The sequence below is a fragment of the Nocardia sp. CA-128927 genome, from assembly GCF_050955855.1.
Lineage (GTDB): Bacteria > Actinomycetota > Actinomycetes > Mycobacteriales > Mycobacteriaceae > Nocardia.
In genome coordinates, this window is the sequence record NZ_CP192087.1 from 7,942,050 (window position 1) to 7,966,424 (window position 24,375).

Sequence of the window (24,375 nt, forward strand, 5' to 3'; positions counted from 1 at the left end):
ACTCGCGATTTGCCGCCACCATGTGCCACTGAACGGCAATTCAGGCCCCTTCTTCCTTTTTCGGCTGCGGACCGAGCGGGAGCAAAGGGGCGTTCAGGACCACGCAGAACGGGTGGCCGGCCGGATCGAGCAGCACCCGCCACTTGTCCGGACCCGGTTGCACCTCGGCGACCCGCGCCCCCAACCGAACGGCCTCCGCCTGCGCTTCGTCCAGATCATCCACCTTGAGTTCGAGATGGATGTGCATCGGCGTATCACCCCCGGGCCAGGTCGGCGGCCGGTAATCCGGAACCGTCAGCGCGGTCAGCGACCCCCGTTCGGTGTGCACCACGGCCAAATCATCGGCCCGATAAACGATCTCCCCTCCGAGCAGCGCGGCCCAAAACCCCGCCAGCTCCTCCTTGTCGGCACAGTTCAAAGTGATCAAACTCAACTGAGCGATAGCCACGTCCCGATCCTACGGATGGTGGGCGGTCACCAGCTCCGCCGACCGACGCCGCGAACGGGACATGAGGGCGGGGCTACTCGCACTGTCGCGCCGCTATGTCTCGTTCGGTGCGAGCTAGCGGTAGTCCGGGTTGGGGAAGTCGAAGCGGCAGCCTGCGTCCCATTCGGAGCGTTGGTTGCCGTGGGCGGGGATGCCGTTGGCGTCCTTCAGCATTCGGGCGAAGTGCAGGAGGTTCCAGGTCATGAAGGTGGTGTTGCGGTTAGTGAAGTCGTTGGCGGGGCCGCCGGAGCCCGGGTCCAGGTAGGAGGGGCCGGGGCCTACTTCGCCGATCCAGCCCGCGTCGGCTTGCGGTGGGATGGTGTAGCCGAGGTGCTGGAGGCTGTAGAGGATGTTCATGGCGCAGTGTTTGACGCCGTCTTCGTTGCCGGTGATCAGGCAGCCGCCGACGCGGCCGTAGTAGGCGTATTGGCCGCGGTCGTTGAGGATCGACGAGTTCGCGTAGAGGCGTTCGATGACCTGTTTGGTGACAGAGCTGTTGTCGCCCAACCAGATCGGGCCCGCGACCACCAGGATGTCGGCATCCATGACCTGGCGTTGCAACGCGGGCCACTCGTCGGTGGGCCAGCCGTGCTCGGTCATATCCGGCCAGACGCCGAAGGCGATGTCGTGGTCGACCGCCCGAATGTGCGAGACCTGCACACCGTTCTTCGCCATGATGGCGGCGCTGATGTCGATGAGTCCCTGGGTGTTGCTCACCTCCGGCGAGCGTTTGAGGGTGCAGTTGATGAACACTGCCCGCAGGTCGTCGTAGCTGGTCATGGTGCGCTCCTTGGTGTCGCGGTGCCGGGCTTGCGAGATCGGTGGTGGTCGGCCAGCCTCGCCACAGCTGCCGCGAGTACCAGCGCCCAGATCAGGATGAGGGCCACGGCGAGGCCGAGTGGGTAGTTCCGGTCGAGGACGGTCGGGTTGTCCGGCATCGCGTCGCCGCGGTCGAGTACGGGTGCGGCGATCAGGACCAACGCCACGGTGCAGACCGCGCCGCACGCCGTTGGCGCCCACCAGGTGCCGGGCAGGACACGGCGGGCGGTAGCGCCGACGGCCGCGCAGAGTGGCGCGAATACCCCGTCGTGCAAGAGGATTCCGCCCGCGAACCACAGCGCGATCGAGAGCAGATCGGCTCGGGGGAAGTCGAGGAGCAGGGTGATTCCATACCAGCCGAGCCACAGCCCGGCCAGTACCAGCAGGATTCGGATCGCAGTCATGAGCGTGCCTCGATCATCGAAAGCCATTTCGTCTGAAGTACTCCGGGCCGACTCGGTGCGATGAGACGGCACGGATAGCCGTGATCGATGTCGAGGGTCTCCCCGTTCAACGACAGCGCGACGAGAGTGTCTGCATCGACGGCATGCCGTTGCGGCAGAACCGAATTGGCATAGATCCCGCTGGTCTCCAACGAGCGGAATCGCACGTCGCCGCCAGGGTAGGAACCCACGGCGGCAAGTAGATCCCGCAGCCGCACACCCGACCATTCGGCGGACGCGCTCCACCCCTCGACGCAGGCGATCGGCAAACGGGCCTGAGTCTGCGGCATATCCAGCAGTTCGTCCCTGCTGAAACTGCGTTGCCGGTCACCCACCACCACCGTCAGCCGGTAGTCGGCAGCTCGCGCGAGCTCGCCGACACCAGCAGCCGCTGCCGACCTGTTGACCGGAAGCCCCTGCGGCCCTTCCCCACTGCGCGGCGCGAGCACTGCTGCCCAGCGCAGAAAGGGAACCGTTTGACCGGCGACCGCCAAGGTGGCCGCCCCCGCGGAAACCCAGGCTGCGGTCAGCACCGTACGCCGCGAAACATGCTGCTGTGCAACAGACCTGACCTCGCCACCGCCAGCGGCAACGCTCCCAGCATTAGCATGACCAGCAGCACCAGCACCGCCATCGGCACCGGCTTTGGCGGTGCTGTCGACGCTGGCACCCACCGGGTCCGAGTCGATCGGACGACTCAATGCCTCTCGGATCACGGGCAGCTTGACGGCCAGGTGCACCGCCAGGGCGCCGATGGCGACGAAGGCCATTGCGTAGTGGGCGGTGGGGAAGAAGAACTTCCATGGGTAGTACTGGGCGATGTTCAGTAGGCCGGTCGAGAGCTCGAAGACGATCGCGCCGACCAGCAGGGCAATCGAGCCGCGCTCCAGCATTCGCAGTGGTGATCCGATCACCGGGCGCTGGAACAGCTTCGGGTAAACAGCCCACAGCTTCACCAGCAGTAGTGGAATCGCGGCTACACCCGAAATGACGTGCAGTCCTTGAGTTACCCGGTACAGCCACACCGGGTGCGCTGGCCACCAGAACCAGGTCGGTGGGTGTTGGATCCAGTGGCTCAGCAGGCCGGTGACGAAGCAGATCAGGATCGCGGACCCGAGCGCGATGCCGACGCGGCTGGCCACCTCGGGTCCTCGTGCGCCCGAGATGCGATACCAGGCAGGCCTGGGAGCCGGTTCGCGAACCTCGGCATCGGAAGTATGCACGTTCATCAAGCAACCGCCTGCCTGGGCTCACGCTGCAACCAGGCGATGTGCCTGCCGGATACCGCCGCGGTGGTGACAACGCGCAAACCTGCGGCCGATGCGAGGGCCTCCGCGTGTTCGATGCCGACCGACGCCCACGGAAACCAGGCCCCGGTGTGCGACCTGGACTCCAGTCGCATCTTCCTGGTCACCAAACCGGTACCCGGACGACCGAATTCGACGATCGCCAGCCCGTCAGCGGCGAGCAGTTCCGCAGTGCGCGCGAGAAGGCGCTTCGGGTCGCCGCCGATCCCGATATTGCCGTCGGCCAGCAGCGCATAGGACCAGCGCCCCGCTCCCGGCAACGGCCCGAACAGATCCCGGCGTAGCGCGGGCGCACCACGAAACCTGGTGATAGCGACCGCCGTCGGCGAGATATCCACCCCGAGCGCAAGCACCCCACGCTGCAACAAGGCAGCGACCAACCGCCCAGGCCCACAGCCGAGATCCAAAGTCGGCCCGTCGCAACAGCGGGTCAGCGCACGATCAGCACGACGGTCGCCGACCCCCGTGAGCCCGAGCCAACGCCCAGTCGGCAAGCTCTGACGAGTCCCGTCCGCCGCACGCATCCAACATCTTTCACCGGCCAGCGCCCGATCGAAGATGTCGAAGTCCGCGCCGATCATCGGAGCACCAACCCGCGGTCGCTCAGTTCGTGGATCGTCGCTGCGAAGCGTCCGGTGGATTGCGCTGCCACTCGGGTGGCGTCTGCGAAGGTGTCGACGTCGCTGAACTTCGGCAGCAAGCGGACCCGATACCCACAGTGTTGCAATGCATTCCCGGTTAGCTCGCCGGTTCGGTCAGTCGACATAGGTACGTCGACGAGCACGCGGGCGGGTTGAGGGGTCGGCAGGCCGAGGGCCCACCAGCCGCCGTCCTCGGCTGGGCCGAGTAGAGCGGCCTCGTCGTCGACGAGCTGGTTGGCTGCGCTGGTCAGTACGTCTGGACCGATCTGCGGGGTGTCCATGCCGATCTGCAACACCGGCGCACCGAAGCGCGCGGCGTCGGCATGCGCGTTGGCCAGGCGGGCACCGAAGCCTGCACCACGCTGCGGTATCACCTCGAATTTGGCTAGCTCCCTGGCTAATTCATGACTGCACTCGGCGGCGGAGAGGTCACCGGTAAAGGCGACGACCCGATGGGTGACCTCGCTGCGCAGCACCGAGTCGAGGGTGTCGAGCAGTGCGGCAGCAGCCACCCGTGCCGCCTCTCGCGGTGTCAGCGGCGGTGTCAATCGCGTCTTGGCGAATCCGGCGATCGGCGCCTTCGCGATCACCAACAGGGTTGTGGCACAGGGACTCATCGCAGCACCGCCAGGAAATCTTTGGTGGCGCGCAATGTTCCGAGCCAGGAGCCGGACACCTTCGACACTCCCCCGGCTCGCGGCCGGTAGGCGATGTCCCGCTCGACTACCTGCCAGCCTGCGCCCGCCGCGCCGACGAGCAGCTCGAGCGGATACCCGGAGCGCAGGTGCAGCGGGCCGAGCGACAGCATCCTGGCCCGCCGCGCCACTCGCATCGCGGCGATATCGTGCACGGGCAGACCGTATTTGCGGCGCAACCTGCGGGCGATGAGCAGATTGCCGAGCCGCGCGTGCCACGGCCAGACACCGGATCGGGTCGGTCGTCGCCGTCCGACCGCGAGATCGGCTCCGCCACGGACCAATTCGACCAAGCCGGGCAGTTCGGCCGGATCCATCGATCCGTCACCGTCGAGCACCGCGACCATCTCGGTGCGCGCCGCGGCGATGCCCGCCTGGACCGCCGCGCCGTAGCCCGGTCTGCCCTCGTGCACCACCGTGGCACCACGGGCGCGGGCGACGGCGGCGGTCTGGTCGGTCGAGCCGTTGTCCACCACCAGGGCGTGGTACCCGGCGGGGATGGCGGCGAGCACATCCGGCAACGCATCAGCTTCGTCTCGGCACGGAATCACCACGGTCACTCCGGCCGGATCAACCTGGGTTCGAGTCACGGCAACGACGCTATGCCGTGGAACTCCCCGCGCGGCCGAAAAACCTGTGACGAAACAGTGACATCGTCAGAAAAGCGTTAGGAACTGCGATAACAGAACGATGGTCGACCTATCGTGATAGCCGTGCATGACGTCTCCGAGGTCGCGACCACAACAACGCCGCGTGTCCGCAGCCGCGGCGACCTGGTCGGCGCGGGCATCGCCGCCGCATTGGTGCTGGCAGCGTTCGTGGTCCCGCGAATTGCCAGCGAACAATGGCGGAGCAGGCTGTTCGCGGGTGCCGCGCCGATCTTCGGCGTGTTCCTGCCCCATGTCGGCTGGGGCACCGTGCCCGCCATCCTCATCGCGACTCTCGTTGTGCTGCAAGGCCCGACGCTCGCGCGGCGACTGTCGTGGCGGCCGTTGCTGGCGGCGTCCTGGGGTGCCGCGCTCGCGTGGGCGTTCGCGCTGGCCATGGTCGACGGCTGGCAGCGCGGATTCGCCGGTCGGCTCACCGATTCCAACGAATACCTGCACGAGGTGGGCGGGGTCACCGATATCGGCGCGATGCTGCGCGACTTCTCGGGCCGCATTCTCGATTTCGAGCCGGACTCCTGGACCACGCACGTGTCCGGCCATCCGCCCGGCGCGCTGCTGTTCTTTGTGCTGCTCGATCGGGTCGGTCTCGGCGGCGGTGCGTGGGCGGGCACCGCCTGCCTGCTGATCGGCACCAGCGCGGTGGTCGCGGTCGCGGTGGCGCTGCGGGCGCTCGGCGCCGAGGATCGGGCGCGGGCCGCGCTGCCGTTCCTGGCGCTGGCACCGGCGGCGATCTGGATCGCCGTGTCCGCCGACGCGATGTTCGCCGGTGTCACCGCGTGGGCGATCGCCTTGCTCGCCATCGCCGTGCGGCCCACCGCCAATCATCTGGCCGCCGTTGCGGCGGGGCTCCTGTTCGGGATCAGCCTGTATCTCAGCTACGGGTTGGTCTTGATGGCGATACCGGCGCTGGCCGTGCTCATCGCGGGCCGCACCATCCGGCCGCTGCTGCCCGCGCTGGCCGGTGCGCTGGTGGTCGTCGCGGCGTTCACCATCGCCGGATTCTGGTGGCTGGACGGCTATCACCTGGTGGTGCAGCGCTACTACCAGGGCATCGCCAGCGATCGGACGTACGTGTATTGGTGGTGGGGCAACCTGGCCGCGACGGTCTGCGCGGTCGGCCTCGCGACCGCGGCGGCGCTGCATCGCGCGCTATCCCCGCGCATGCTGCGCGCCCTCGACCCGACCGCGCTACTGGTGACCGCCGCTCTGTGCGCGATCCTGGCCGCGGACCTCAGCGGGCTCAGTAAGGCGGAAACCGAACGCATCTGGTTACCGTTCGATATGTGGTTGCTCGCGGCCACCGCGTTCCTGCCCCGGTCCACCGCCCGCGGCTGGCTCGCGGTGCAGGGCATCGGAACGCTCGTACTGGCCCACTCGATCCTGACGAATTGGTGAAACGATGTCCATCCTGATCGCCGACGACGATCCCGTTGTCCGGGACGTGGTCCGGCGCTACCTCGAACGCGACGGCCTGACCGTCCGCGAAACCGCCGACGGCACAGCTACTTTGGCGGCGTTGGCGGACACCGACGACCCGATCGAGCTGGCCGTGCTCGACGTGATGATGCCCGCGCCGGACGGCATCGCGATCTGCCGCGCGATCCGCTCGGGGCCGCGCCCGCAGACGCCGGTCATCCTGCTCACCGCGCTCGGCGACGAGGACGACCGGGTGCTCGGGCTGGAGGCGGGCGCCGACGACTACGTCACCAAGCCGTTCAGTCCGCGCGAGCTCGCGCTGCGGGTCGCGTCGGTGCTGCGGCGCGCGCAGGTGGTGCGCGACAACGTCCATCCGACGCTGCGGGACGGCGCGATCGAAGTGCGCCCCGCCTTCCGGCTCGCGCTGGTCGACGGCGTGCCGGTGGACCTCACGCCACGCGAGTTCGATCTGCTGGTCTTCCTGCTGCAACATCCGCAGCAGGTCTTCAGCCGCGAGCAGTTGCTCGCCCAGGTGTGGGGCTGGGATTTCGGCGACCTCTCCACGGTCACCGTGCACATCAAGCGATTACGCGCGAAACTCGGCACCCGCCACCGCATCGAGACGGTGTGGGGCCGCGGCTATGCGTGGGCGCGCACCGACGCCGGAAACGGAGCCACCGATGCCTGAGGACACCACCCAGCTCATCGCCTACACGCTGGCCTGCTCGGTGCCCGTGGTGTTGGTCGGCGCGGTGATCCTGCGCGCCACCAGGAATCGCTCGATCACCACGAGCATGGCTGTGCTGGTGTTGATCCCGACGCTGTCGACGCTGGCGGGCATCATCGGGGTCAGCGGGCTGATGTTCACCCACGAATTGCAGCGCACCGCAGTGGTACTCGCGGTCGTCGCGGTGGTCACCGTTCCCGCCGCGATCGTGCTCGGCCGGGAACAGGCACGAAAGATGGTCTGGGAGAAACAGATCCGCGAGCAGGAGCGAGCCGCCGAGCGTTCCCGGCGCGAGCTCGTCGCCTGGGTCAGTCACGACCTACGCACCCCGCTGGCCGGTATTCGCGCTATGGCCGAGGCACTTTCGGATGGGGTGGTCACCGGACAGGCCGATGTGGCTCGTTATGCCGAGCAGATCGGTTGTGAAACCAATCGGCTGGCCAGGATGGTCGACGACCTGTTCGAGATGTCGAAGATCAACGCGGGCGCGCTACGCCTCGATCTGGAGCCGGTGGATCTGCGCGAACTGATCGACGAGGTGCTGGCCGCCAACCGGCCGACCGCCGATCGCGCGCAGGTCGCGTTGCGCGCGGAACAGCCGGACAGCCGAATCGTGGTGGCGGCCAGCGATCAAGCCCTCGGCCGGGTGCTGACCAACCTCGTCTCCAACGCGATCGCGCACACCCCGCCCGGCGGCGAGGTCGCGATCTCCGCGGGCGCGTCCGATGGACAGGCGTGGGCTCGCGTCGACGACACCGGGCCCGGGATCGCCGAGGCGGACCTGCCGCGCATCTTCGAGGTCGCCTATCGCGGGACCGCGGCACGGTCGCCGGTCGCGGCCGATGGCGTACCCACCGGCAGCGGCATGGGTTTGGCGATCGCCGCCGGGTTGGTCGAGGCGCACCACGGCGACATCACCGTCGAGAATCTGGACCAGGGTTGCCGCTTCGAGGTGCGGCTGCCGTTGTCGGACAACTGATTCGCACGATCAGAACGTCGGCGCGAAGGTCCCGACGCTGTCCCGCAGTGGTGCGAAGGCGAACTGGGTGAGACCGGCGATCGGATCCACCTGCGCGGCGAAACCCAAAGCGCGCCTGGCCTGGTCGGGGTCGGCGACGATATGGCGGACATCGCCCGGCCGGTAGCGACCGGTTACTACCGGCTGCGGCCCGCCACGCGCGGTGGCCAGCGCGGTCGCGACCTCGCCGATGGTGATGGGCCGACCGGAGGAGATGTTGAGCGGGACGAAGCCGGACAGCGGCTGTTCGACGGCGGCGAGATTGGCCGCCGCGATATCGGTGACGTGCACGAAATCCCGTGCCTGCCTGCCATCCTCGTACACCTGTGGCGGCTGACCCGCCTCCAACGCCGATCGGAAGATGGCGGCCACGCCGGAATACGGTGTGTCCCTGGGCATATCGTCGCCATAGACGTTGTGATACCGCAAGGCCGTGACGCTGGACCCGGTCACCGCCGCCCACGCCGCCGCGTAATTCTCCTGCGCGAGCTTGCTCGCCGCATACAGACTGCGCGGACGCAACGGCGCATCCTCATGCACCGAGTCCCAGGTGAGCGTCTCGCCGGTCGCCGGGCACCGATACTCGAACATCCCGGCATCGAGGTCGGCCACGCGACGAACACCGACCTCGACCGGTCCGCAACTCTCGCCGCGATAGCGCCCCTCGCCATACACGACCATCGAGGACGCAAGCACCAACCGACGACACCCGGCACGATCCATTGCCGCCAGCAAAACCGCAGTCCCGAAGTCATTGTGGCTCGCATACGCAGGTGCGTCCTGCGCACTCACCCCCGCACCGACCACCGCCGCCTGATGACACACGACATCGATCCCACGCAGCACCCCATCGAGGGCCGCACCATCGCGAACATCGACCCGCTCAACCCCTTCCGGGGGCAGGGCCGACGGACCGTGCGCCGCCGACACCATCAGATCGAGTGAAACAACCTCATGCCCCGCATCCACCAACGCGCGACGAATGTGCGACCCGATGAACCCGGCAGCACCGGTCAGCAACACCCGCACGCCGCTCACCCACGCCCGTTCGACTGAAATCCGACCTGGGCGATGGTCCCGACCACTTCCGGAGCTGACGTCATACCCTGATCGTGCCTGGTCCCCGCCCCATTCAGCGCCGCCCACGCCGCAGCGTCAGACTTTCGTCACTCCTCGGCACCGCCGCCGGTTCGGCGTGCTGCCGGTAGTCGTGCTCGCTAGCAGCGCGTCATGGCTGCGTTTGCCTGCTTCGCGCACCGTGGTCGGCCAGACGCAAGCTCAGTCGGAACTGTCGACGTACTTTGCCCGGATCGCGGCACGCTCCGCTTGGGTGCGTGCCGCGCGGCGCTCGCGACTCTCAGCGGTACGCCGACCCTCAGCGACAGGCGGACCTTCCGGCTGTTGCCGTCTCGGCCGCAATGGCGCCGACGCCGAATCCGCTGGCAGCTCGACCGTACGAGCAACTTTGATCAGCAGCACCACGGGCAGGACGAACACCGGCCACATGATCCGGTACCTCCCGCTCTCGAGGAAGAACGCGAGGTAGCTGCCGTACGCCAGGAACCCGACACCGACTGCGCTGTAGAAGATCCGAGCAACGACCCGCAACTCCTGCGCAACTATCGCGAGCACGATCAGAACAAGGCCACTGACAAAGAGCAGCACCACATACGTACCGAACACGAAACTCCCCCAGCACATGTGCGGCCACGCCGTACCCCGGATCGGATACTAGCAGCCGCTCCGGCGAAGTACGGTGCCGGAAAGTGCCGGGGTCAGCCTGCTTCGGCGTGGTCGAAGTAGTAGGCCGAGGCAGCCAGGTATTGGCAGCATTCGGGGCCGTGGCCCGCGTGGGTACTGCGGACGAACTGAGCGAGGTCCAGGTCCAGATCCATGGGCTCGATGGTGCAGTCGCGGTGCTGGGAACCCCACAGGTCCCGCATATCCAGCGATGTCTGCATGATGCGCCTCCAGCCTGCGTTGTCTATCAGCCTGAAAAGCATGACCGAAATGCCTTACACCGGAGGGATACCCGATGTCGGACAGTTCATACCAAGATCGGGGCTCATCGCGTGATCAGCTGCCAGTCGTCGGGTAGGCGGGCGGCGGTGACCTGGGCGCCCTCCACCTCGAGGTCGACGGTGATCGGGCCGAGACGCAACGCGGACAACGTGATTCGGCCCCACTCCGGCGGCACCAACGGGCGCACGGTGAGGGTGCGGTTGGGCACGTCGGGGTCGAGGCCGAGGAACGCCCGGACCAGCAGCAGCGGAGCCGCGCTCGCCCACGCCTGCGGCGAGCAGGAGGTCGGGTACGGCACCGGCGTCGGGAATCTCGACCGCGGAAAGCCGCAGTACAACTCGGGTAGTCTGCCGTCGAAAGCCGTTGCGGCGTCCAGCAATCCGGTGGCGAGCCGGGTCGCCAGGTCGACCGCGCCCGGTACGTGCCGATAGCGCAGCAGACCGGCCACCGCGATGGCGGTGTCGTGCGGCCACACCGAGCCACAGTGGTAGCTCATCGGGTTGTAGGCGCCCATATTCGAAGCGAGCGTGCGCAATCCGAAGCCGCTGTCCATCTCGGATCCCGACAGTCTTTGCACCAGCTCTGCGGCGTGCGCGTCACTGGCGATGCCGGACCAAAGACAGTGCGCCGCATTGCTTGTCAGCGCATCGACGCGCCGCTTGCCCTTGTCCAGCGCGATGGCATACCAGCCGCGTTCCGGCAGCCAGAACTCTTCGCCGAACTTGCCGCGCAGTTGATCCGCCTGATCCCGGAGCTCCCCGGCCCGGTTCGGGTCGTCGAACGCTTCGGCGAGCTCGGCGCGGGCCAAGAGCGCGGCGTGCACGTAACCCTGCACCTCACACAGCGCGATCGGCGCCTCGGTGACGTGCCCTTCCAGGTCGTTGACGCCGTCCCAACTGTCCTTCCACCCCTGGTTGACCAGGCCGCGATCGGTGGCCCGGCAGTATTCGACGAACCCGTCGTCGTCCCGGTCACCGTAATCTCTGATCCAGTCCAGCGCCGCATCCGCGGCAGGCAGCAGCTCTCGGATCGCCTCCGAATCCGCGCCCCAGCGATGACATTCGGCCAGTAGCATCACGAAAAGCGGAGTGGCGTCGACGGTTCCGTAGTAGATGTTGCCGCCCAGCACCAGCCCACCCGCCGGGCCGCGGCGCATCTCGTGCATGATCCGCCCCGGCTCCTCCTCGGTCAGCGGATTCACTGTCTGCCCTTGCAGTTCGGCCAGCTGCTGCAATGTGCCGAGGGCCAGGTCGACCTCGAGCGGCAGTGCCATCCACGCGGTCAGCAGGCTGTCCCGGCCGAACAGGGTCATGAACCAGGGCGCGCCCGCCGCGACGAACGGTCTGTTCGCGCCGGAGTCGTCGTGAATCTGCAAGGCGCCCAAGTCACTTTCGGTGCGCCGCAGCACCTGGCTGAGTTCCGGATGCGACGCGGCGATGTCGGTGGCGGTGTGCCGCCAAGCGGCGATCTTGCGACCGGGCGCGCTGACCCCGTAGTGCTCACCCGGGGCCAGCGGTGCTTGGAACCGCTGGTTGCCGAGGGTGGGCTGGGCGGTGATCTCGGTCTGCCAACTCGAGCCAACCGGAACCACTACTCGCCACATCAAAGTGCCTGGCAATACCGTGGGTTCGACGGTCGCGGACACCGAGAGCCCGCGCATCCGATCGGCCCGATCGTGAAACAGCAGCTCGCCCTCGGCCACCGTCACCTCGGACCGGCCGTGTCCGGCGCGCCCCTCCTTGACCGCGAAGAGGTCGACGAAGTCGGCGTCGACATGCAGTTCGAGGGTGACCGCCGTGGGCTCGCGACCCATGTTCTCCAGCGTGATCACCTCGTGCATGCCGTCGGCGACGATCCGCTCGCGCACCACGAGCAGCGTGCTGTCGGCCAGCCCGGCCGTCGGTGGTCTTCGCAGTACGAACCGCGCCGCGAACGCCTCCGGGCTGAGCACCGAAAGCGGTTCGGGCAGATGGCCGTCCACCAGCAGCTCCCACCGGGACACGACGCGCGCGTCCCGGAAGAACAGCCCGTGCGGACGGCCCGGCTCGACATCACCGAGCCGGTTCGACAGGCAGAAGGTGCCGCCCTCCACCAGCGTCACCGAGCCCGCCCCACCGAAACCCGTTGGCTCACCGGAGTTCAGTGGGGCGGGGCTGAGTGCGGCGGTGGAATCCGCCGTCACGCGAGTCCGCCCGCCGCGGCCTGCATCGGCACGGCCTGGTCCTGGTACCAACGGAATCCGGTGCGCTTGCGGGCCCGCATCAGCCTGCGATAGACCTGCTCGTAGCCGCGGCCCAGCGTTTCGGAACCGAAGTTCGACTCGACATGCGCGCGGCAGGCCGCCGGATCCATGGTCTGCACCTCGGCGATGGCGCTGGTGAGTTCGGCCGGGTCGTCACACACGCGGCCGGTCACCCCGTCGACGATCACCTCGGACACCGCGCCGCCGCGCAACGCGACAACGGGTGTGCCACACACCATGGACTCGATCATCACCATGCCGAACGGCTCTTCCCAGCGGATCGGGAACAGCAGACACTTGGCTCCCGACAACAGCTTTCGCTTGTCGGTGGCGTCGGCGAGGCCGAACACGTGATCCTGGTCGGTCAACAACGGGCGTACCTGCTCCTCGAAGTATTTGATCTCGGGCGGCTCGCTGCACTTACCCGCGAGCACGAGCGGGATGCCCGCGGCGTGCGCGGCCTCCAGCGCCAAATGCGGCGCCTTGCACTCGTTGAAGCGGCCGAGGAACAGCGCGTAGTCGTCCTTGTCGGCACGGAACGGCCACTCCTCGGGATGCAGAGCATTATGCACGCGTCCAGCCCAATTCAAATCCGGCGCCAGCTCCCGCTGCCGGTCGCTGATCGCGACGAGCGAGACCTCATCGCCCATTTCCCGGTAGTACTCATAGCATTCGCCCTCGACCGGCCCGTGCACCGTCACCACGGTCGGTAAGCCAAGTCCCCTATACGCCGGCGCGTTCAGCGGCCCGGCGAAGGTGTGCTCGTGCACGAGATCGATGCGGCCCGCGGCGGCGAGCTTCTCGACTGCACGGCGCGCCCGCAGCGCGTGCAACACCTCGGGGAACGGCTCGCCGAGGCGCTCGGGGCAGATGTTGTCCCACAGCGGAATGAACTTGTTCGCCTTGGTGCCCGGCTCGCCGGCTCCGAGCAGGGTGACGTCGTGGCCTCTGGCCACCAGCGAGTCGACCAGATCGGCGACGACGGCCTCGACACCTCCGTACGCCTTCGGCGGCACATCGAAGTACGGCGGAACAACCATCGCGATCCGGAATCGGGAGCCGCTGTGATCGATCGACAGCAAGTCCGACGTAGAAACCTGACCCGAACCCGACATGGGCAACTCGCTCATGACTCCACCTCGCTGGCGCTCGGCTCCGTCATGCGCGAAGGCGCACTGTGTTGTCGATTCGCTCGCCGGGGCTCGCTCATGGACCCTCCTTCCAAAGGGCACAACCGTCCAGGGACACAACCATTTGCTTGGGCACAACCGTTAGCAATTCGCGCACACACCCAGCACTCGGAAAGCGCAGGGCGCCGAGCTGGTGGCCGCCGCGGCGGAGGTGAAGCTGTGCTGCACCGCCGGTCCGGTAGGACTTGGTTGGCCTGGTCGCTAGCCGCGCGATCAGGGGGGCCGCCAGTGATGTACCTCACCGGAGCCTTCTCAAACCATGCAGTCGGATACGTTGCTGATCGATTGCCGAGATCGCCAGGTGGGAGCGGCCTTTGCGGATTTCAATCGAACATGTCTACGGGACTGGATTTCTGCTCAGCCCTCGATGACGACCTTTCCGTCCTGACCGGGAACGACGAAAGCGAGCAGTCGCTCGGCCTCGGCGCGCAGCTCCTCCGCGTCGGCTTCGGACAACGGATGCCACGGGGTAACCCGAATAGTGCTGTCGTCCAAGGACCACCGGCCGTGCACGAAGCCGTCGACCAGGTACATCGGGACACCGCCCGACGCCTCCCCGGCGATCCGCTGGCGATCCTCCTCGCTGATGATCCGGCGCCGGTCCTTGTGGCCGAGCAGCGCGTTGTCGAAGGCGGGCAGGAAGCGCACCGGCACCGGCAGATTCGGGTCCGCCAGCGGGGCCTCCGGCAGATCGAACAGCACGCGATGCTGATCGTCGGTGAAAACGCGTAGGCGGGTGCGCATCTCGTCGACCACCTCGGCGAGCCGGGTGACACCAGCCCACGCCTGCATGTCGGCGACGGTGGCCGGGCCGAACGCGGCCAGGTAGCGCAGGATCAGAGTCTCGGCGTGCGGCGTCGTCTCCATCGGTGCGCCGATCCATTCGTCGGCGAGGGCGACGGTCACCGAGCGGTTGCGCCATTTGCCCCAGGCTCCGGTCACCGGGCTGTGCACCATGGGGACCAGCAGCTCCACCGACTCGGCCAGCCTGCGCGTGTGCCGATCCGGAAAGCGCTCGCCGAGTAGCTTTCCGAGATCGGACCGGGACAGGATGCGACCGGACAGCAGTTCCCGGCCCGCGGCGGCGAGTTCGTCGAGATCGATGCCCTCGATCTCGTCGCGGTAGTACGGCGCCTGCAAGGCCGCGTGCACGACCGGGCGCACCGTCGGGCGCAGCCAGCGGAAGTCGTCCGCGTCGGCGAGGTGCACCGTGCGGCGGATCATGGCCGAGCGCACCAGCTTTCGCTCGCGCAGCAGCGCGGCCAGCTCGTCGTGCCCGAAATCGGTCAGCCGGGTCCACAGCCCGACATAGGGCCAGTTGGGTTCCTGCCCCTGCACCGCGACCAGATGCCGCACCAGTTCCAACGGCGTTATCGCGACCCGCTGCGCCAGCATCTGACGCACCAGCAGGGTTCGGTTGAGCTCTCGCAGCGATAGTTCCGTCATGCCTGCCATCTTCGCCGATACCACCGACAAAACGGGGCCCTTCGGCGCTCAACCCGCATACGTATACGTACAATCAATCCATGTTCGATCCCATCACCCTGGCTGTCGGAGCCGGAATCCTCGGCGTCGGCTGGGCAGTCGGACGGTACGGCCACCGCGGGACGGTCGGCGGCAAGTCGCCGCGCAGCGTCGCGAAGTGCGGATGCGGCCACGACCTCGCCATCCACGACGCGCAGGCCGGCGAGTGCCACGCGGAGGAGCGGCGGTCCATCGCGCCCGCGACGTGGGAGTGGGTGCGCTGCCCGTGCCGCCGCTACACCGGTCCGCTGCCGGTCGAGGACTACTTCACCCGGCCGATGCTGCCGCCGACCGAATAGCGGTCCACGAGAACCGAAGCCGGTGCCGCACGGCGTGCGGCACCGTCGGCGGCGTCAGTCGATGTCGGGCTGCATCCGCAGCGGGACCCCGATCCGGTTCCACAGGTTGATCATCGCGGTCACCGCGACCAATCCGGCCGCGGCACCCTCCTCGAACTGCTGCTCGACCTCGGCCCACACCTCGTCGCTCACGCCGTGATCACCGAGCTTCGTCACCGCCTCGGCGTACGCGAGGGCGGCCCGCTCGGCGTCGGTGTAGAGCGCCGACTCGCGCCAGGCGTCGAGTTGGAAAATGCGCTTTTCGGTTTCCCCGGCCAGCCGGGCATCGGTGGTGTGCATGTCGATGCAGTACACGCAGCCGTTGATCTGCGAGGCGCGAATCTTGACCAGCTCCCGGACAACCGGGTCCAGCGGGCCGCGGCGGATGGCCCCCTCGGCCGCGTACCACGCCTGGTACACCTCCGGAGCAACCTGCGCGAGCTTCATCCGTGACACGTTGTCGTCCTTTCCTCGGTGTTCTTCTACACAAGAGGGACGAAATAGGCGCCGAAAGTGTGACACCCGGTCACGAATCCGGCAGACACCGCGCCGGGTCGGGCAGCTCGCCGCAGGGTGCGTTGCCGTGCGCGCGCAGCATGTCCTTGCCGGTCTGATCGACCAGGAAGTGCAGGAACGCCGCGGCCAGCGAGTCGCCGGGCAGCTCGCCGTAGCTGTAGGCGTATTCCACGCCCCAGAACGGATACGTGCGATTGATCGCCGCGTCGCGCCCCGCGGTGACGCCGTTGATGGTGACGGTCGGCAGACCGGCCTCCAGCGCCACGGAGGACTCCGAATAGCCGATGGCGCCGGGGATTTCGCCGACCGCCTTCTGCATGTCCGTGGTCACCTGGACATCGCAGTGCGCCGCGTCGGAGCGCACCGTGCCCTTGATCGCGGTGCAACTCACGTGCGGGCGATCGGGCTGGCCCGCGCCGAGTAGCCTGCGCTCGAACGTGTTTCGAGTACCCGAGCCGGGGATCCGATTCACCAGCACCACCGGGAGATCGGGGCCGCCCACGTCCCGCCAGTTGCCGACCCGCCCCTGATAGAGGTCCCGGATCTGGGTCTCGGTGAGGCTTTGCATGCCGACGTCCTTGTTGACGATCATGCTGAACAGCGAAAGCGCCAGCGGGCGATACACCAGCGCGGGGTACCCGTTGCCCTTCGGGCCGTCGCTGATGGCCAGCAGCCCCGAATGATCCTTGCCCTCTTCGGCCAGCCGGTCCAGCCCGCGCTCGGTGCCCTCGAAGCCGAACGCGAATTCCGCTCCGGTGCAGCGCTTCCCGTATTGCTCAGCGGCCTCCCGGACGACCGGCGCGAAGGCCGACGACCCGACCACGGTGAGCTTGCCCGAGGCACATTCCAGCGGCGTCGGCGATGGCTCCAGGGCGGTGATAACGAGCTGGACGACGATGACCAGCACCAGAAAGATCGTCAGCCCCAACATCATTCGGGGAATGCCGGTCTGGCTTCGGGTTTCGAGGACCCGCCCGCCCTTGATACCACCGGTCAACACCGGCACGGGGTACTCCCCCGAACCTTCGGCACGCTGCAGGATGGCCAGGATCTTGTAGTGCTCACCACGATTCAACGGCACCTTGGGCAGATCGATGACGCCGATGTGCCCGGACATGTCCTGGCGTACCGCGATCCCGGAGTCACCGTCGAGGCTGTCCGCCAGGCCGGGATCGCTGAGTTCGGTCACCGCCATACCGATCACCAGGCGCTGTGGGAACCGCAGGTGCAGCCCGATCCGCGCCGGATCGGGTGCCTTGTAGTCGTTCGTGTCGATGGTCGTCGCGCCGCTGTTCTCGATGCGCACCAGCACAACCGAGAGATCCTTCAGGTCCGGACTCGCACCGTCCAGCGCGGGCCGCAGCTGCGGCAGCACGCCCGGGAACACCGATTCGACCTCACCGGTGACGGGCGTATCCATCTGCACGCGGTAGCCGAGCCGCTTGCGCCCGACGACCACGAACTCGTACAGGAACGCGCCGATCGGCACCGCGATACCGATGAGCGCCAGCACGATTTCGACCGGAAAGTCGCCCAACGGTTAACCCACCCCCACAAGATCTGTCTGGCAACCAGTTTCAGCCGCGATCGGTGGATATCCCCGGAACGGCAGAACTATTCGGCAACATTTAACCCGGCGGTCATCACGCGCCGGACGACTCGGTCCAGGCCAGCAGGTCGGCCAGCGGCCAGGTGTTGATGACCCGTTCGGCCGCAACGCCATTCGTGAGGGCGCGTTCGCAACCGTAGCCCTGCCAGTCCAATTGGCCGGGGGCGTGCGCGTCGGTGTCGATGGAGAAGTGGCAGTCCATCTCGACCGCGAGTTGGATGAGCCGGGACGGCGGGTCGCGGCGTTCCGGCCTGCTGTTGATCTCTACGGCGGTGCCGTAGGTCCGGCAGGCCTCGAACACCATTTCCGCGTCGAAACTGGACTCGGGCCGGGTGCCGCGGCCGCCTTCGACGAGCCGTCCCGTGCAGTGGCCGAGCACGTCGACGTTGGGGTTGGCCACCGCGTAGACCATCCGCTTGGTCATCGTCGCGCTGTCCGCGCGCAGGTGGGAATGCACGCTGGCCACCACGATGTCGAGCTCGGCGAGCAGGTCGGCCTGCTGGTCGAGGGTGCCGTCGTCGAGGATGTCGACCTCGATGCCGGTGAGAATGCGGAACGGCGCCAGGCGGTCGTTGAGTTCGGCGATCACGTCGAGTTGCTTGCGCAACCGGTCGGCGGACAGCCCGTTGGCGACGGTCAGGCGCGGCGAATGATCCGTCAGCGCGCAGTACTCGTGCCCGAGGGCGGACGCGACACCCATCATCTCCGCGATCGGACTACCGCCGTCGGACCAGTCCGAATGAGTATGCAGGTCGCCGCGCAGCTGGGCACGCAGCGGTTTGCCCGGCGCACCGATCGGCTTCGCCGCCTTGCGCAGGTCGAGCAGCTGCTGCGGCACCACACCGGAGTAGGACTGTTCGATGACGCCCGCGGTCTTCGGCCCGATCCCGGCGATCTCGCGCCAGCTGCGCGCGGTCCGATGCGCCGCGCGTTCCTCGTCCGACAGCTCCGCGACGATATCGGCGGCGCGACGGTAGGCCTTGACCCGATACGTCTCGGCCCGCGAGCGTTCCAGCCAGAAGCCGATCTCGCGGAGCACCTCCACCGGACCCGGCGCGGTGGTCGGGTCCGCGGCGATCGAATCGTCTTCCGCCACAGCGGTTAACGAATCCTGCTGTATTTCATGAAGGCCACTCCGTCCTCGAACACCCGGCTGGTGATGACCCGGAACTTGGCCGCATCGGGCAGGCGCGGGCCCGCGCCGAACAGCGACTTACCGCGGCCGAGCAGGACCGGGTACAGCTTGAGGAAGATCTGATCGATCTCCGGCAGCAACTCCTGTGCCAGCTCGCCACCGCCGCAGAGCCAGATCCCGAGACCGTTGTCGCGCTTGAGTTCTCGCACCTTCGCCAGCGGGTCGGCGGCGATCAGCTCGACGTCGGGGTCGGGGTTCTCCGGCAGCGTGGTGGACACCACGTACTGCTTCAGATGCGCGTACGGGCTGGACGTGCCGGTGCGCACGCCGAAGTCGTGCGTCTTGCGGCCCATCAGCACCGTATCGAAGTAGCGATTGCGCTTATCGATGCCCATCGACTCGCGCACCTTGGTCGGCAGGGTCTCGGGATATTGCGCGGTGATCGCAGGCCCGTGGTCGCCACCGACCGGGAAGAAATCGACCGATCCCTCTTCGGTGGCGATGTATCCGTCGATGGTCGACGCTACGTAGTACGTGAGCTTGCGCATGTGTCCTTCCTCCACGGCCGGACCGACTTCCCGAACCGCCTACAAGAAAGGTAACTCGCGCCCGCTAACGACGGCGAGGCTTCGGTTGGCACCGCGGGCAAGAATACGAGGAACGGTTCATGAACTTTTCTCGCTGCACGGGGGCGCCACAGCGACGGCACGGCTCGTCCTCGCGGCCGTAGACGGCGAGGGAACGTTCGAAGTAGCCGGATTCGCCGTTGACGTTCACATACAGCGCGTCGAACGAGGTGCCACCGGCCGTCAGCGCCTCCCCCATCACCGCACCGACATCGGCGAGCAAGGCGCGCACGGCGGGGCGGGACAGGCCGGAGGCGAGGCGGCTGCCGTGGATCTTTGCGCGCCACAGGGATTCGTCGGCGTAGATGTTGCCGATGCCGGAGATGACGCTCTGATCGAGCAGGACGCGTTTGATCTCGGTCTGTTTGGCGCGGATCGCGGTGACCACGGATTCGGCGTCGAAGCGCGGATCCAGCGGGTCGCGAGCGATGTGCGCGACCGGTTCCGGCACCTGGGTGCCGTCCACTTCGACCAGCGGCGCGAGCGCCCAGCCACCGAAGGTGCGCTGGTCGACGAAGCGCAGCTGGGTGCCGTCGCCCAGGGTGGCGCGGATGTGCGCGTGCTTCTCCAACGGTGCGTCGGCGGGTTGCACGAGCATCTGCCCGCTCATGCCGAGATGCACGACGAGCGAGGTGTCCGGCTCGTCGAAGGTGAGCCAGAGATACTTGCCGCGCCGCTCGGCGGACGCGACCTTCAGGCCGGTCAGCCGCGCGGCAAGATCGGCGGCGCCCTCGAGGTGGCGGCGCACCGAGCGGGGATGGGTGATCGCGACCGACTCGATGACGCGACCGACCACGTGTTCGGCGACGCCGCGCCGGACGACCTCTACCTCGGGGAGCTCTGGCACGATTCAGGATTCGGCGGTCAGCGCCTGGTAGGCGGTGCCCGCTGCCTTCTGCTCGGCTTCCTTCTTGGAGCGACCGACGCCCTGCCCGTAGGCCCGACCGCCGACCACCGTGGTCGCGGTGAATTCCTTGTCGTGATCGGGACCGGTCGAGGTGATCTCGTAGCTGGGCACGCCGAGACCGCGTTCGGCGGTGAGTTCCTGCAGGCTCGTCTTCCAGTCGAGGCCGGCCCCCATGCGAGGTCCGCGCTCGAGCAGGTCGGCGAACAGCCGCAGCACCACCTCACGCGCAACGTCGATGCCGTGCTCGAGGTGCACCGCACCGAGCAGCGATTCCATGCCGTCGGCGAGGATGCTGGGCTTGTCCCGGCCGCCGGTGAGCTCTTCGCCCTTGCCGAGCAGCAGGTGCACGCCGAGACCACCCGCGCCGAGCTGACGCGCCACCTCGGCGAGCGCGTGCATATTGACCACGCTCGCGCGCAGCTTCGCCAGCTCGCCCTCGGACTTGTCCGGGTGCTCGTGGTAAAGCCGCTCGGTGATGCTCAGACCCAGCACGGAATCGCCCAGGAACTCCAGGCGCTCGTTGGTCGGCAGGCCGCCGTTCTCATATGCGTACGACCGGTGCGTCAGCGCCAGGCGCAGCAGATCCGGCTGCACCTCGACGCCGAGCGCCGCGAGCAAGCTCGCGTGTCCATCGGACAAGTCGGGTTCGTCGGTCACAGCTGCACCTCGCTAACGCTCGGTTCCGCCGCGACCGGCGGTGCTGTGTTCTCGGTTCCTTCGCTTCGCTCAGTCACGTCGGTACGACAGATTAAGCTGTTAGACAGCTGCTGTGACCTGACGGCCCTTGTACGTGCCGCAGGAGGGGCACGCGATGTGCGGCAGGGTCTTCTCGCCACACGCACGGTTCGGGCAGGTGATCAGGGTCGGCGCGGTGGCCTTCCACTGGCTGCGCCGCGACCTGGTGTTGGAACGGGACATCCGGCGCTTGGGAACGGCCACGACTACTTCTCCTCTGTCATATTGCTTGCCATTTCGGCTGACTGGTCTGCTGCTGTGGCCGCACCCTGGTCGGGGCTGCCGTTGCCGGGCGATGCAGTGGCGAATTTCGCCAGCCCGGCCCAGCGAGGGTCAAGTATCTCATGCGAGTGCTCAGATCCCGCAATCGCCATCCGCACGCCACATTCCGCGCACAGTCCGGCGCAGTCGGGCGTGCACAGCGGCTGCAGCGGAAGCTCGATGCCGATCGCGTCGATGATCACCGGTTCGAGGTCGATCGTGTCGTCGATCATGCGGTAGGCATCATCGTCGTCGGTCGTCTGCTCGGTGGTGCTGTCCGGGTAGGCGAACAGCTCGGTGAGGCGCAGGTTCACCTGGTCAGTGAACGGTTCGAGGCAGCGCGAGCACTCGCCCTCGATCGGCGCGGCCACCGTTCCGGTGACCAGCACACCTTCGGACACCGCCTGCATTTGCAGGTCGAGCTCGATCTCGGCACCGACCGGCACGCCGACCAGATCGAGGCCGATCCGGCTGACGGTGGTGATCGTGCGCTGGAGCTCGCGCATCGTCCCGGCCCGGCGGCCGAGACTGCGGACGTCCAGCACGAAGGCCGCGTCGGGCTCTCGGCGCGCGGCCGAGCCATTGCGCGGGGCGGAACCGGAACCGGCGGGCATCACGAACTCACTTCACTTCCGAGGGGGAATGGGCAACCACACCACGATACGCGAGGGTTCGCATCGACCCAAACCCAGACAGCCGCACACCTCCTGATTTCCCGCAGAACGTTTCGCATGCGATTCGGTCTGCGGGAAATCGAGAGGTGTGCGGCTGTTCGGGGGTCAGCGGCGGTAGTCGGCGGCGTAGTCGGGGGCGCCGGCGCCGGAGCGGAGTTGGTGGCGGCCGCGGCCGACGGTGCGCAGGGTGTTGCTCAGGGTCTCCTCGAAGTCGGCGAGCTTGGAGTCGACGTAGAGGTCGCACTCCTCGCGCATCCGATCGGACTCACCGTGCGCGGCGTCGATCACCCGCGCGGACTCGGCGTGCGCGGCGCGCACCACCTCGGTCTGCGCGACCAGCCGGTCCCGCTCGGCCTCGCCCTCGGCGACGGACCGATCGTAAGAAGCCTTGCCCGCGTCGATCATTCGCTCGGATTCCAGCCGGGCCCGGCCGGTGACGGCCTCGAACTCGGCATTGCCGTCGGCGACGACCCGGTCAGCCTCGGCCTGCGCGGTGTTGACCAGGTGGTCGGCGTGCGCGCTCGCCTCGGCAACCATGCGATCGGCGTGCGCCTTGGCGTCGGCGAGGATGCGGTCGGCCTCCTCGCGGGCCGAGCCGATGGTGTGACTGGCCTGCTCGTTGGCGCTGGTCACCGTGACGTCGGCGGCCGAGCGGGCGTCCGAGACGATCTTGTCCCTGATGTCGAGCACGTCCTGGGCATCGTCGAGCTCGCCCGGCAGCGCGTCACGCACGTCGTCGAGCAGTTCGAGCACGTCGCCGCGCGGCACGATGCAGCTGCGGGTCGGCGGGATGCCACGCGCCTCCTCGACGATGGCGACCAGCTCGTCGAGGGCTTCGAATACGCGATACATGCTGACTACCCCACTCTCCTACGACTCAATGGCGAACTGTCCGCCGAGCCCCAGTGTGCCCCTCATCACGGCCTGTGCCGAGTCACCCTCCGGTGTGTCGTCACAGTGTCTCGTACGCCACACAAATCAAGTGGAGGATCTGTCTCCGCTTCGTGTTATCGTCAGTAGGAAGATCGACAAGGTCTTCATCCCGAGCGCAGCCCCCACCGGGACTGCGGGATTGAGGAAGCCAGAGGGAAGGGCTGAGCCGATCCGCCGAGTGTTGACAGGTTCCGACTGTTCAGTACATGCTGAACACATTGCACAAGCGGAACCTATCAAGAGTCGGTGGGAAGGAAGCGATCACCGTCGCTGTTGTCCCCATCGAAGGCTTATGTTCGATCGGAAAAACCATGACTGTTCTGGATCTACAGAGATCGGCAGGAGTTAGCACCACCAGCTACTTCATGCCGTGGGTAGGCCCGTACCCGGTGCTCACGGCACCGCCGATGGCCGCTCGGTTCGAGCAGTTGATGACCTACCTGCGCGGCGACCGGGCCTTCGCCCAGCTGATCCGCTTCGCGCTGGTCGGTGGGTCCAGCAATATCGCCTACGTGCTGCTGTTCTTCGCGATGCACGGCATTGGCCCGCTGATCGCCAACGTGGTCGGCTCGATCGTCAGCACCATCATCGCCAACGAGCTGCACCGTCAGCTCACCTTCCACGCGCGCGGCCGAGTCGGCTGGTTCACCGCACAGTGGGAAGGCGGCGGCCTGGCACTGGTCGGACTCGCCATCACCACCGCGGGCCTCGCGGCGCTGGATGTCTGGGCACCCACTATCGGCGGCACGGCGGAGGCCACCGCCATCCTCGCCATCACCGCGGCCGTCGGCGGCATGCGCTTCCTGGCCCTACGTGGTTTGGTCTTCTGAGCTCATCGAGTGAGGGGAATCAGCCCCGGCACCAAGACATTTGGCGCCGGGGCTGGTTTGTGTTCGGGGTCAGCTCTTGCGTTCGGCGAGGCGGGCGAGCAGGCGCTTGTGCACGTTGGGCGGCAGCATGTCGGTGACGTCGCCGCCGAAGGTGGCCACCTCCTTGACCAGTGAGCTGGACAGGAAGCCGAAGGCGGGGTTGGTGGCGATGAAAAAGGTGTCGACGCCGGAGAGCTTCTTGTTCATCTGAGCCATCTGCAGCTCGTAGCCGAAGTCGGTCGCGTCGCGCAGGCCCTTGATGATGGCCGTGACGCCCTGCTGCTTGGCGAAGTCCACCGTCAGGCCGTACCACGACTCCACCCGGATGTTGGGCAGGTGCGAGGTCGCCTCGCGCAGCATCTCCATGCGCTCGTCGACGGTGAACATGCCCTGCTTGTTCTTGTTGATCGAGACGGTGACAACGACCTCGTCGAACTGGGCCGCGGCCCGCGCGAAGATGTCGATGTGTCCGTTGGTCACGGGGTCGAAGGACCCGGGGCACAATGCTCCTGCCATGGTCAGACGCTATCGTGCGGGACCGGGCGGGCGGCACTGAGGGTGCTCGAGAGCACA

The 24,375-nt window shown here is 67.4% G+C and carries 28 protein-coding genes; 5 read left to right on the forward strand and 23 right to left on the reverse strand.

Annotated features, from left to right (window positions below):
- Nucleotides 1–40: 40 nt before the first annotated feature.
- The 7 genes from ACQPW1_RS36740 to ACQPW1_RS36770 form a co-directional block, all read right to left on the reverse strand.
- Nucleotides 41–448 (reverse strand): VOC family protein, encoded by a 408-nt coding sequence (locus ACQPW1_RS36740; RefSeq protein WP_433657006.1) that lies wholly within the window; start codon nt 446–448, stop codon nt 41–43.
- Nucleotides 449–562: 114 nt separating this feature from the next.
- Nucleotides 563–1,267 (reverse strand): flavodoxin family protein, encoded by a 705-nt coding sequence (locus ACQPW1_RS36745; RefSeq protein WP_433657008.1) that lies wholly within the window; start codon nt 1,265–1,267, stop codon nt 563–565.
- Nucleotides 1,264–1,710 carry a hypothetical protein gene (locus ACQPW1_RS36750; protein WP_433657010.1) on the reverse strand — a complete coding sequence of 149 codons (447 nt, stop codon included), beginning with the start codon at nt 1,708–1,710 and terminating at the stop codon, nt 1,264–1,266. The genes ACQPW1_RS36745 and ACQPW1_RS36750 overlap by 4 nt, the downstream gene beginning before the upstream one ends.
- Entirely contained in the window at nt 1,707–2,978 is a 1,272-nt protein-coding gene (locus ACQPW1_RS36755) for a molybdopterin-dependent oxidoreductase (protein WP_433657012.1), read from the reverse strand. Before ACQPW1_RS36755 ends, ACQPW1_RS36750 begins: the two co-directional genes overlap by 4 nt.
- The gene (locus ACQPW1_RS36760) at nt 2,978–3,637 is read right to left on the reverse strand and encodes a methyltransferase domain-containing protein (protein WP_433657014.1); all 660 of its coding nucleotides are present in this window, start codon (nt 3,635–3,637) and stop codon (nt 2,978–2,980) included. Before ACQPW1_RS36760 ends, ACQPW1_RS36755 begins: the two co-directional genes overlap by 1 nt.
- The gene (locus ACQPW1_RS36765; protein ID WP_433657016.1) at nt 3,634–4,314 is read right to left on the reverse strand and encodes a TIGR04282 family arsenosugar biosynthesis glycosyltransferase; all 681 of its coding nucleotides are present in this window, start codon (nt 4,312–4,314) and stop codon (nt 3,634–3,636) included. Before ACQPW1_RS36765 ends, ACQPW1_RS36760 begins: the two co-directional genes overlap by 4 nt.
- Nucleotides 4,311–4,982, reverse strand: a complete 672-nt coding sequence (locus ACQPW1_RS36770; RefSeq protein ID WP_433657018.1) for a glycosyltransferase family 2 protein — start codon at nt 4,980–4,982, stop codon at nt 4,311–4,313. The genes ACQPW1_RS36765 and ACQPW1_RS36770 overlap by 4 nt, the downstream gene beginning before the upstream one ends.
- A gap of 123 nt (nt 4,983–5,105) precedes the next feature.
- On the opposite strand from ACQPW1_RS36770, the gene ACQPW1_RS36775 reads away from it, so the two are divergent.
- From ACQPW1_RS36775 to ACQPW1_RS36785, 3 genes are read left to right on the forward strand one after another with little or no spacing between them, the layout of a single operon-like run.
- Nucleotides 5,106–6,455 carry a hypothetical protein gene (locus ACQPW1_RS36775; RefSeq protein WP_433657020.1) on the forward strand — a complete coding sequence of 450 codons (1,350 nt, stop codon included), beginning with the start codon at nt 5,106–5,108 and terminating at the stop codon, nt 6,453–6,455.
- Between the two features lie 4 nt (nt 6,456–6,459).
- Nucleotides 6,460–7,164 (forward strand): response regulator transcription factor, encoded by a 705-nt coding sequence (locus ACQPW1_RS36780; RefSeq protein ID WP_433657022.1) that lies wholly within the window; start codon nt 6,460–6,462, stop codon nt 7,162–7,164.
- Nucleotides 7,157–8,182 carry a sensor histidine kinase gene (locus tag ACQPW1_RS36785; protein ID WP_433657024.1) on the forward strand — a complete coding sequence of 342 codons (1,026 nt, stop codon included), beginning with the start codon at nt 7,157–7,159 and terminating at the stop codon, nt 8,180–8,182. Before ACQPW1_RS36780 ends, ACQPW1_RS36785 begins: the two co-directional genes overlap by 8 nt.
- A 9-nt stretch (nt 8,183–8,191) precedes the next feature.
- Here the strand turns inward: ACQPW1_RS36785 and ACQPW1_RS36790 are convergent, their stop codons facing one another.
- The 6 genes from ACQPW1_RS36790 to ACQPW1_RS36815 form a co-directional block, all read right to left on the reverse strand.
- Entirely contained in the window at nt 8,192–9,259 is a 1,068-nt protein-coding gene (locus ACQPW1_RS36790; RefSeq protein ID WP_433657026.1) for an NAD-dependent epimerase/dehydratase family protein, read from the reverse strand.
- Nucleotides 9,260–9,499: 240 nt separating this feature from the next.
- Nucleotides 9,500–9,904, reverse strand: a complete 405-nt coding sequence (locus tag ACQPW1_RS36795) for a hypothetical protein (RefSeq protein ID WP_433657028.1) — start codon at nt 9,902–9,904, stop codon at nt 9,500–9,502.
- Nucleotides 9,905–9,996: 92 nt separating this feature from the next.
- The gene (locus ACQPW1_RS36800) at nt 9,997–10,182 is read right to left on the reverse strand and encodes a hypothetical protein (RefSeq protein ID WP_433657030.1); all 186 of its coding nucleotides are present in this window, start codon (nt 10,180–10,182) and stop codon (nt 9,997–9,999) included.
- 104 nt (nt 10,183–10,286) lie between these two features.
- Nucleotides 10,287–12,425: an amylo-alpha-1,6-glucosidase gene (locus ACQPW1_RS36805; protein ID WP_433657032.1), complete on the reverse strand. Its 2,139-nt coding sequence runs from the start codon at nt 12,423–12,425 to the stop codon at nt 10,287–10,289.
- Nucleotides 12,422–13,600 (reverse strand): glycosyltransferase family 4 protein, encoded by a 1,179-nt coding sequence (locus tag ACQPW1_RS36810; protein WP_433665443.1) that lies wholly within the window; start codon nt 13,598–13,600, stop codon nt 12,422–12,424. Before ACQPW1_RS36810 ends, ACQPW1_RS36805 begins: the two co-directional genes overlap by 4 nt.
- Nucleotides 13,601–14,032: 432 nt before the next feature.
- Nucleotides 14,033–15,121: a winged helix DNA-binding domain-containing protein gene (locus ACQPW1_RS36815; protein WP_433657034.1), complete on the reverse strand. Its 1,089-nt coding sequence runs from the start codon at nt 15,119–15,121 to the stop codon at nt 14,033–14,035.
- Nucleotides 15,122–15,201: 80 nt separating this feature from the next.
- Here ACQPW1_RS36815 and ACQPW1_RS36820 point away from each other — a divergent pair, with 80 nt between their 5' ends.
- Nucleotides 15,202–15,498 carry a hypothetical protein gene (locus tag ACQPW1_RS36820; RefSeq protein ID WP_433657036.1) on the forward strand — a complete coding sequence of 99 codons (297 nt, stop codon included), beginning with the start codon at nt 15,202–15,204 and terminating at the stop codon, nt 15,496–15,498.
- Between the two features lie 54 nt (nt 15,499–15,552).
- Here the strand turns inward: ACQPW1_RS36820 and ACQPW1_RS36825 are convergent, their stop codons facing one another.
- From ACQPW1_RS36825 to ACQPW1_RS36865, 9 genes are all read right to left on the reverse strand, one after another.
- Nucleotides 15,553–15,984, reverse strand: coding sequence for a carboxymuconolactone decarboxylase family protein (locus ACQPW1_RS36825; protein ID WP_433665444.1), 432 nt, complete (start codon nt 15,982–15,984; stop codon nt 15,553–15,555).
- A gap of 79 nt (nt 15,985–16,063) precedes the next feature.
- The gene (locus ACQPW1_RS36830; RefSeq protein WP_433657038.1) at nt 16,064–17,590 is read right to left on the reverse strand and encodes a PstS family phosphate ABC transporter substrate-binding protein; all 1,527 of its coding nucleotides are present in this window, start codon (nt 17,588–17,590) and stop codon (nt 16,064–16,066) included.
- 106 nt (nt 17,591–17,696) lie between these two features.
- A complete protein-coding gene (locus tag ACQPW1_RS36835; RefSeq protein ID WP_433657040.1) occupies nt 17,697–18,758 on the reverse strand; it encodes a PHP domain-containing protein in 1,062 nt (353 codons plus the stop codon).
- 5 nt (nt 18,759–18,763) lie between these two features.
- Nucleotides 18,764–19,345 carry a dihydrofolate reductase family protein gene (locus ACQPW1_RS36840; RefSeq protein WP_433657042.1) on the reverse strand — a complete coding sequence of 194 codons (582 nt, stop codon included), beginning with the start codon at nt 19,343–19,345 and terminating at the stop codon, nt 18,764–18,766.
- A gap of 64 nt (nt 19,346–19,409) precedes the next feature.
- Nucleotides 19,410–20,270 (reverse strand): bifunctional DNA-formamidopyrimidine glycosylase/DNA-(apurinic or apyrimidinic site) lyase, encoded by an 861-nt coding sequence (gene mutM / locus ACQPW1_RS36845; protein ID WP_433657044.1) that lies wholly within the window; start codon nt 20,268–20,270, stop codon nt 19,410–19,412.
- Nucleotides 20,271–20,273: 3 nt separating this feature from the next.
- Nucleotides 20,274–20,987, reverse strand: coding sequence for a ribonuclease III (rnc, locus tag ACQPW1_RS36850; RefSeq protein ID WP_433657046.1), 714 nt, complete (start codon nt 20,985–20,987; stop codon nt 20,274–20,276).
- Nucleotides 20,988–21,086: 99 nt separating this feature from the next.
- On the reverse strand, nt 21,087–21,269 hold the full coding sequence (rpmF, locus tag ACQPW1_RS36855; RefSeq protein WP_014987105.1) for a 50S ribosomal protein L32: 183 nt from the start codon (nt 21,267–21,269) through the stop codon (nt 21,087–21,089).
- A gap of 2 nt (nt 21,270–21,271) precedes the next feature.
- Nucleotides 21,272–21,940, reverse strand: coding sequence for a YceD family protein (locus ACQPW1_RS36860; protein WP_433657048.1), 669 nt, complete (start codon nt 21,938–21,940; stop codon nt 21,272–21,274).
- A 165-nt stretch (nt 21,941–22,105) separates the two neighbouring features.
- Entirely contained in the window at nt 22,106–22,852 is a 747-nt protein-coding gene (locus ACQPW1_RS36865) for a DivIVA domain-containing protein (RefSeq protein WP_433657050.1), read from the reverse strand.
- 392 nt (nt 22,853–23,244) lie between these two features.
- Between ACQPW1_RS36865 and ACQPW1_RS36870 the strand changes: the two genes are divergently transcribed.
- Entirely contained in the window at nt 23,245–23,763 is a 519-nt protein-coding gene (locus tag ACQPW1_RS36870; RefSeq protein WP_433657052.1) for a GtrA family protein, read from the forward strand.
- A gap of 69 nt (nt 23,764–23,832) precedes the next feature.
- On the opposite strand, the gene coaD is transcribed toward ACQPW1_RS36870, so the two are convergent.
- Nucleotides 23,833–24,318, reverse strand: coding sequence for a pantetheine-phosphate adenylyltransferase (gene coaD, locus ACQPW1_RS36875; protein ID WP_433657054.1), 486 nt, complete (start codon nt 24,316–24,318; stop codon nt 23,833–23,835).
- Nucleotides 24,319–24,375: the final 57 nt, after the last annotated feature.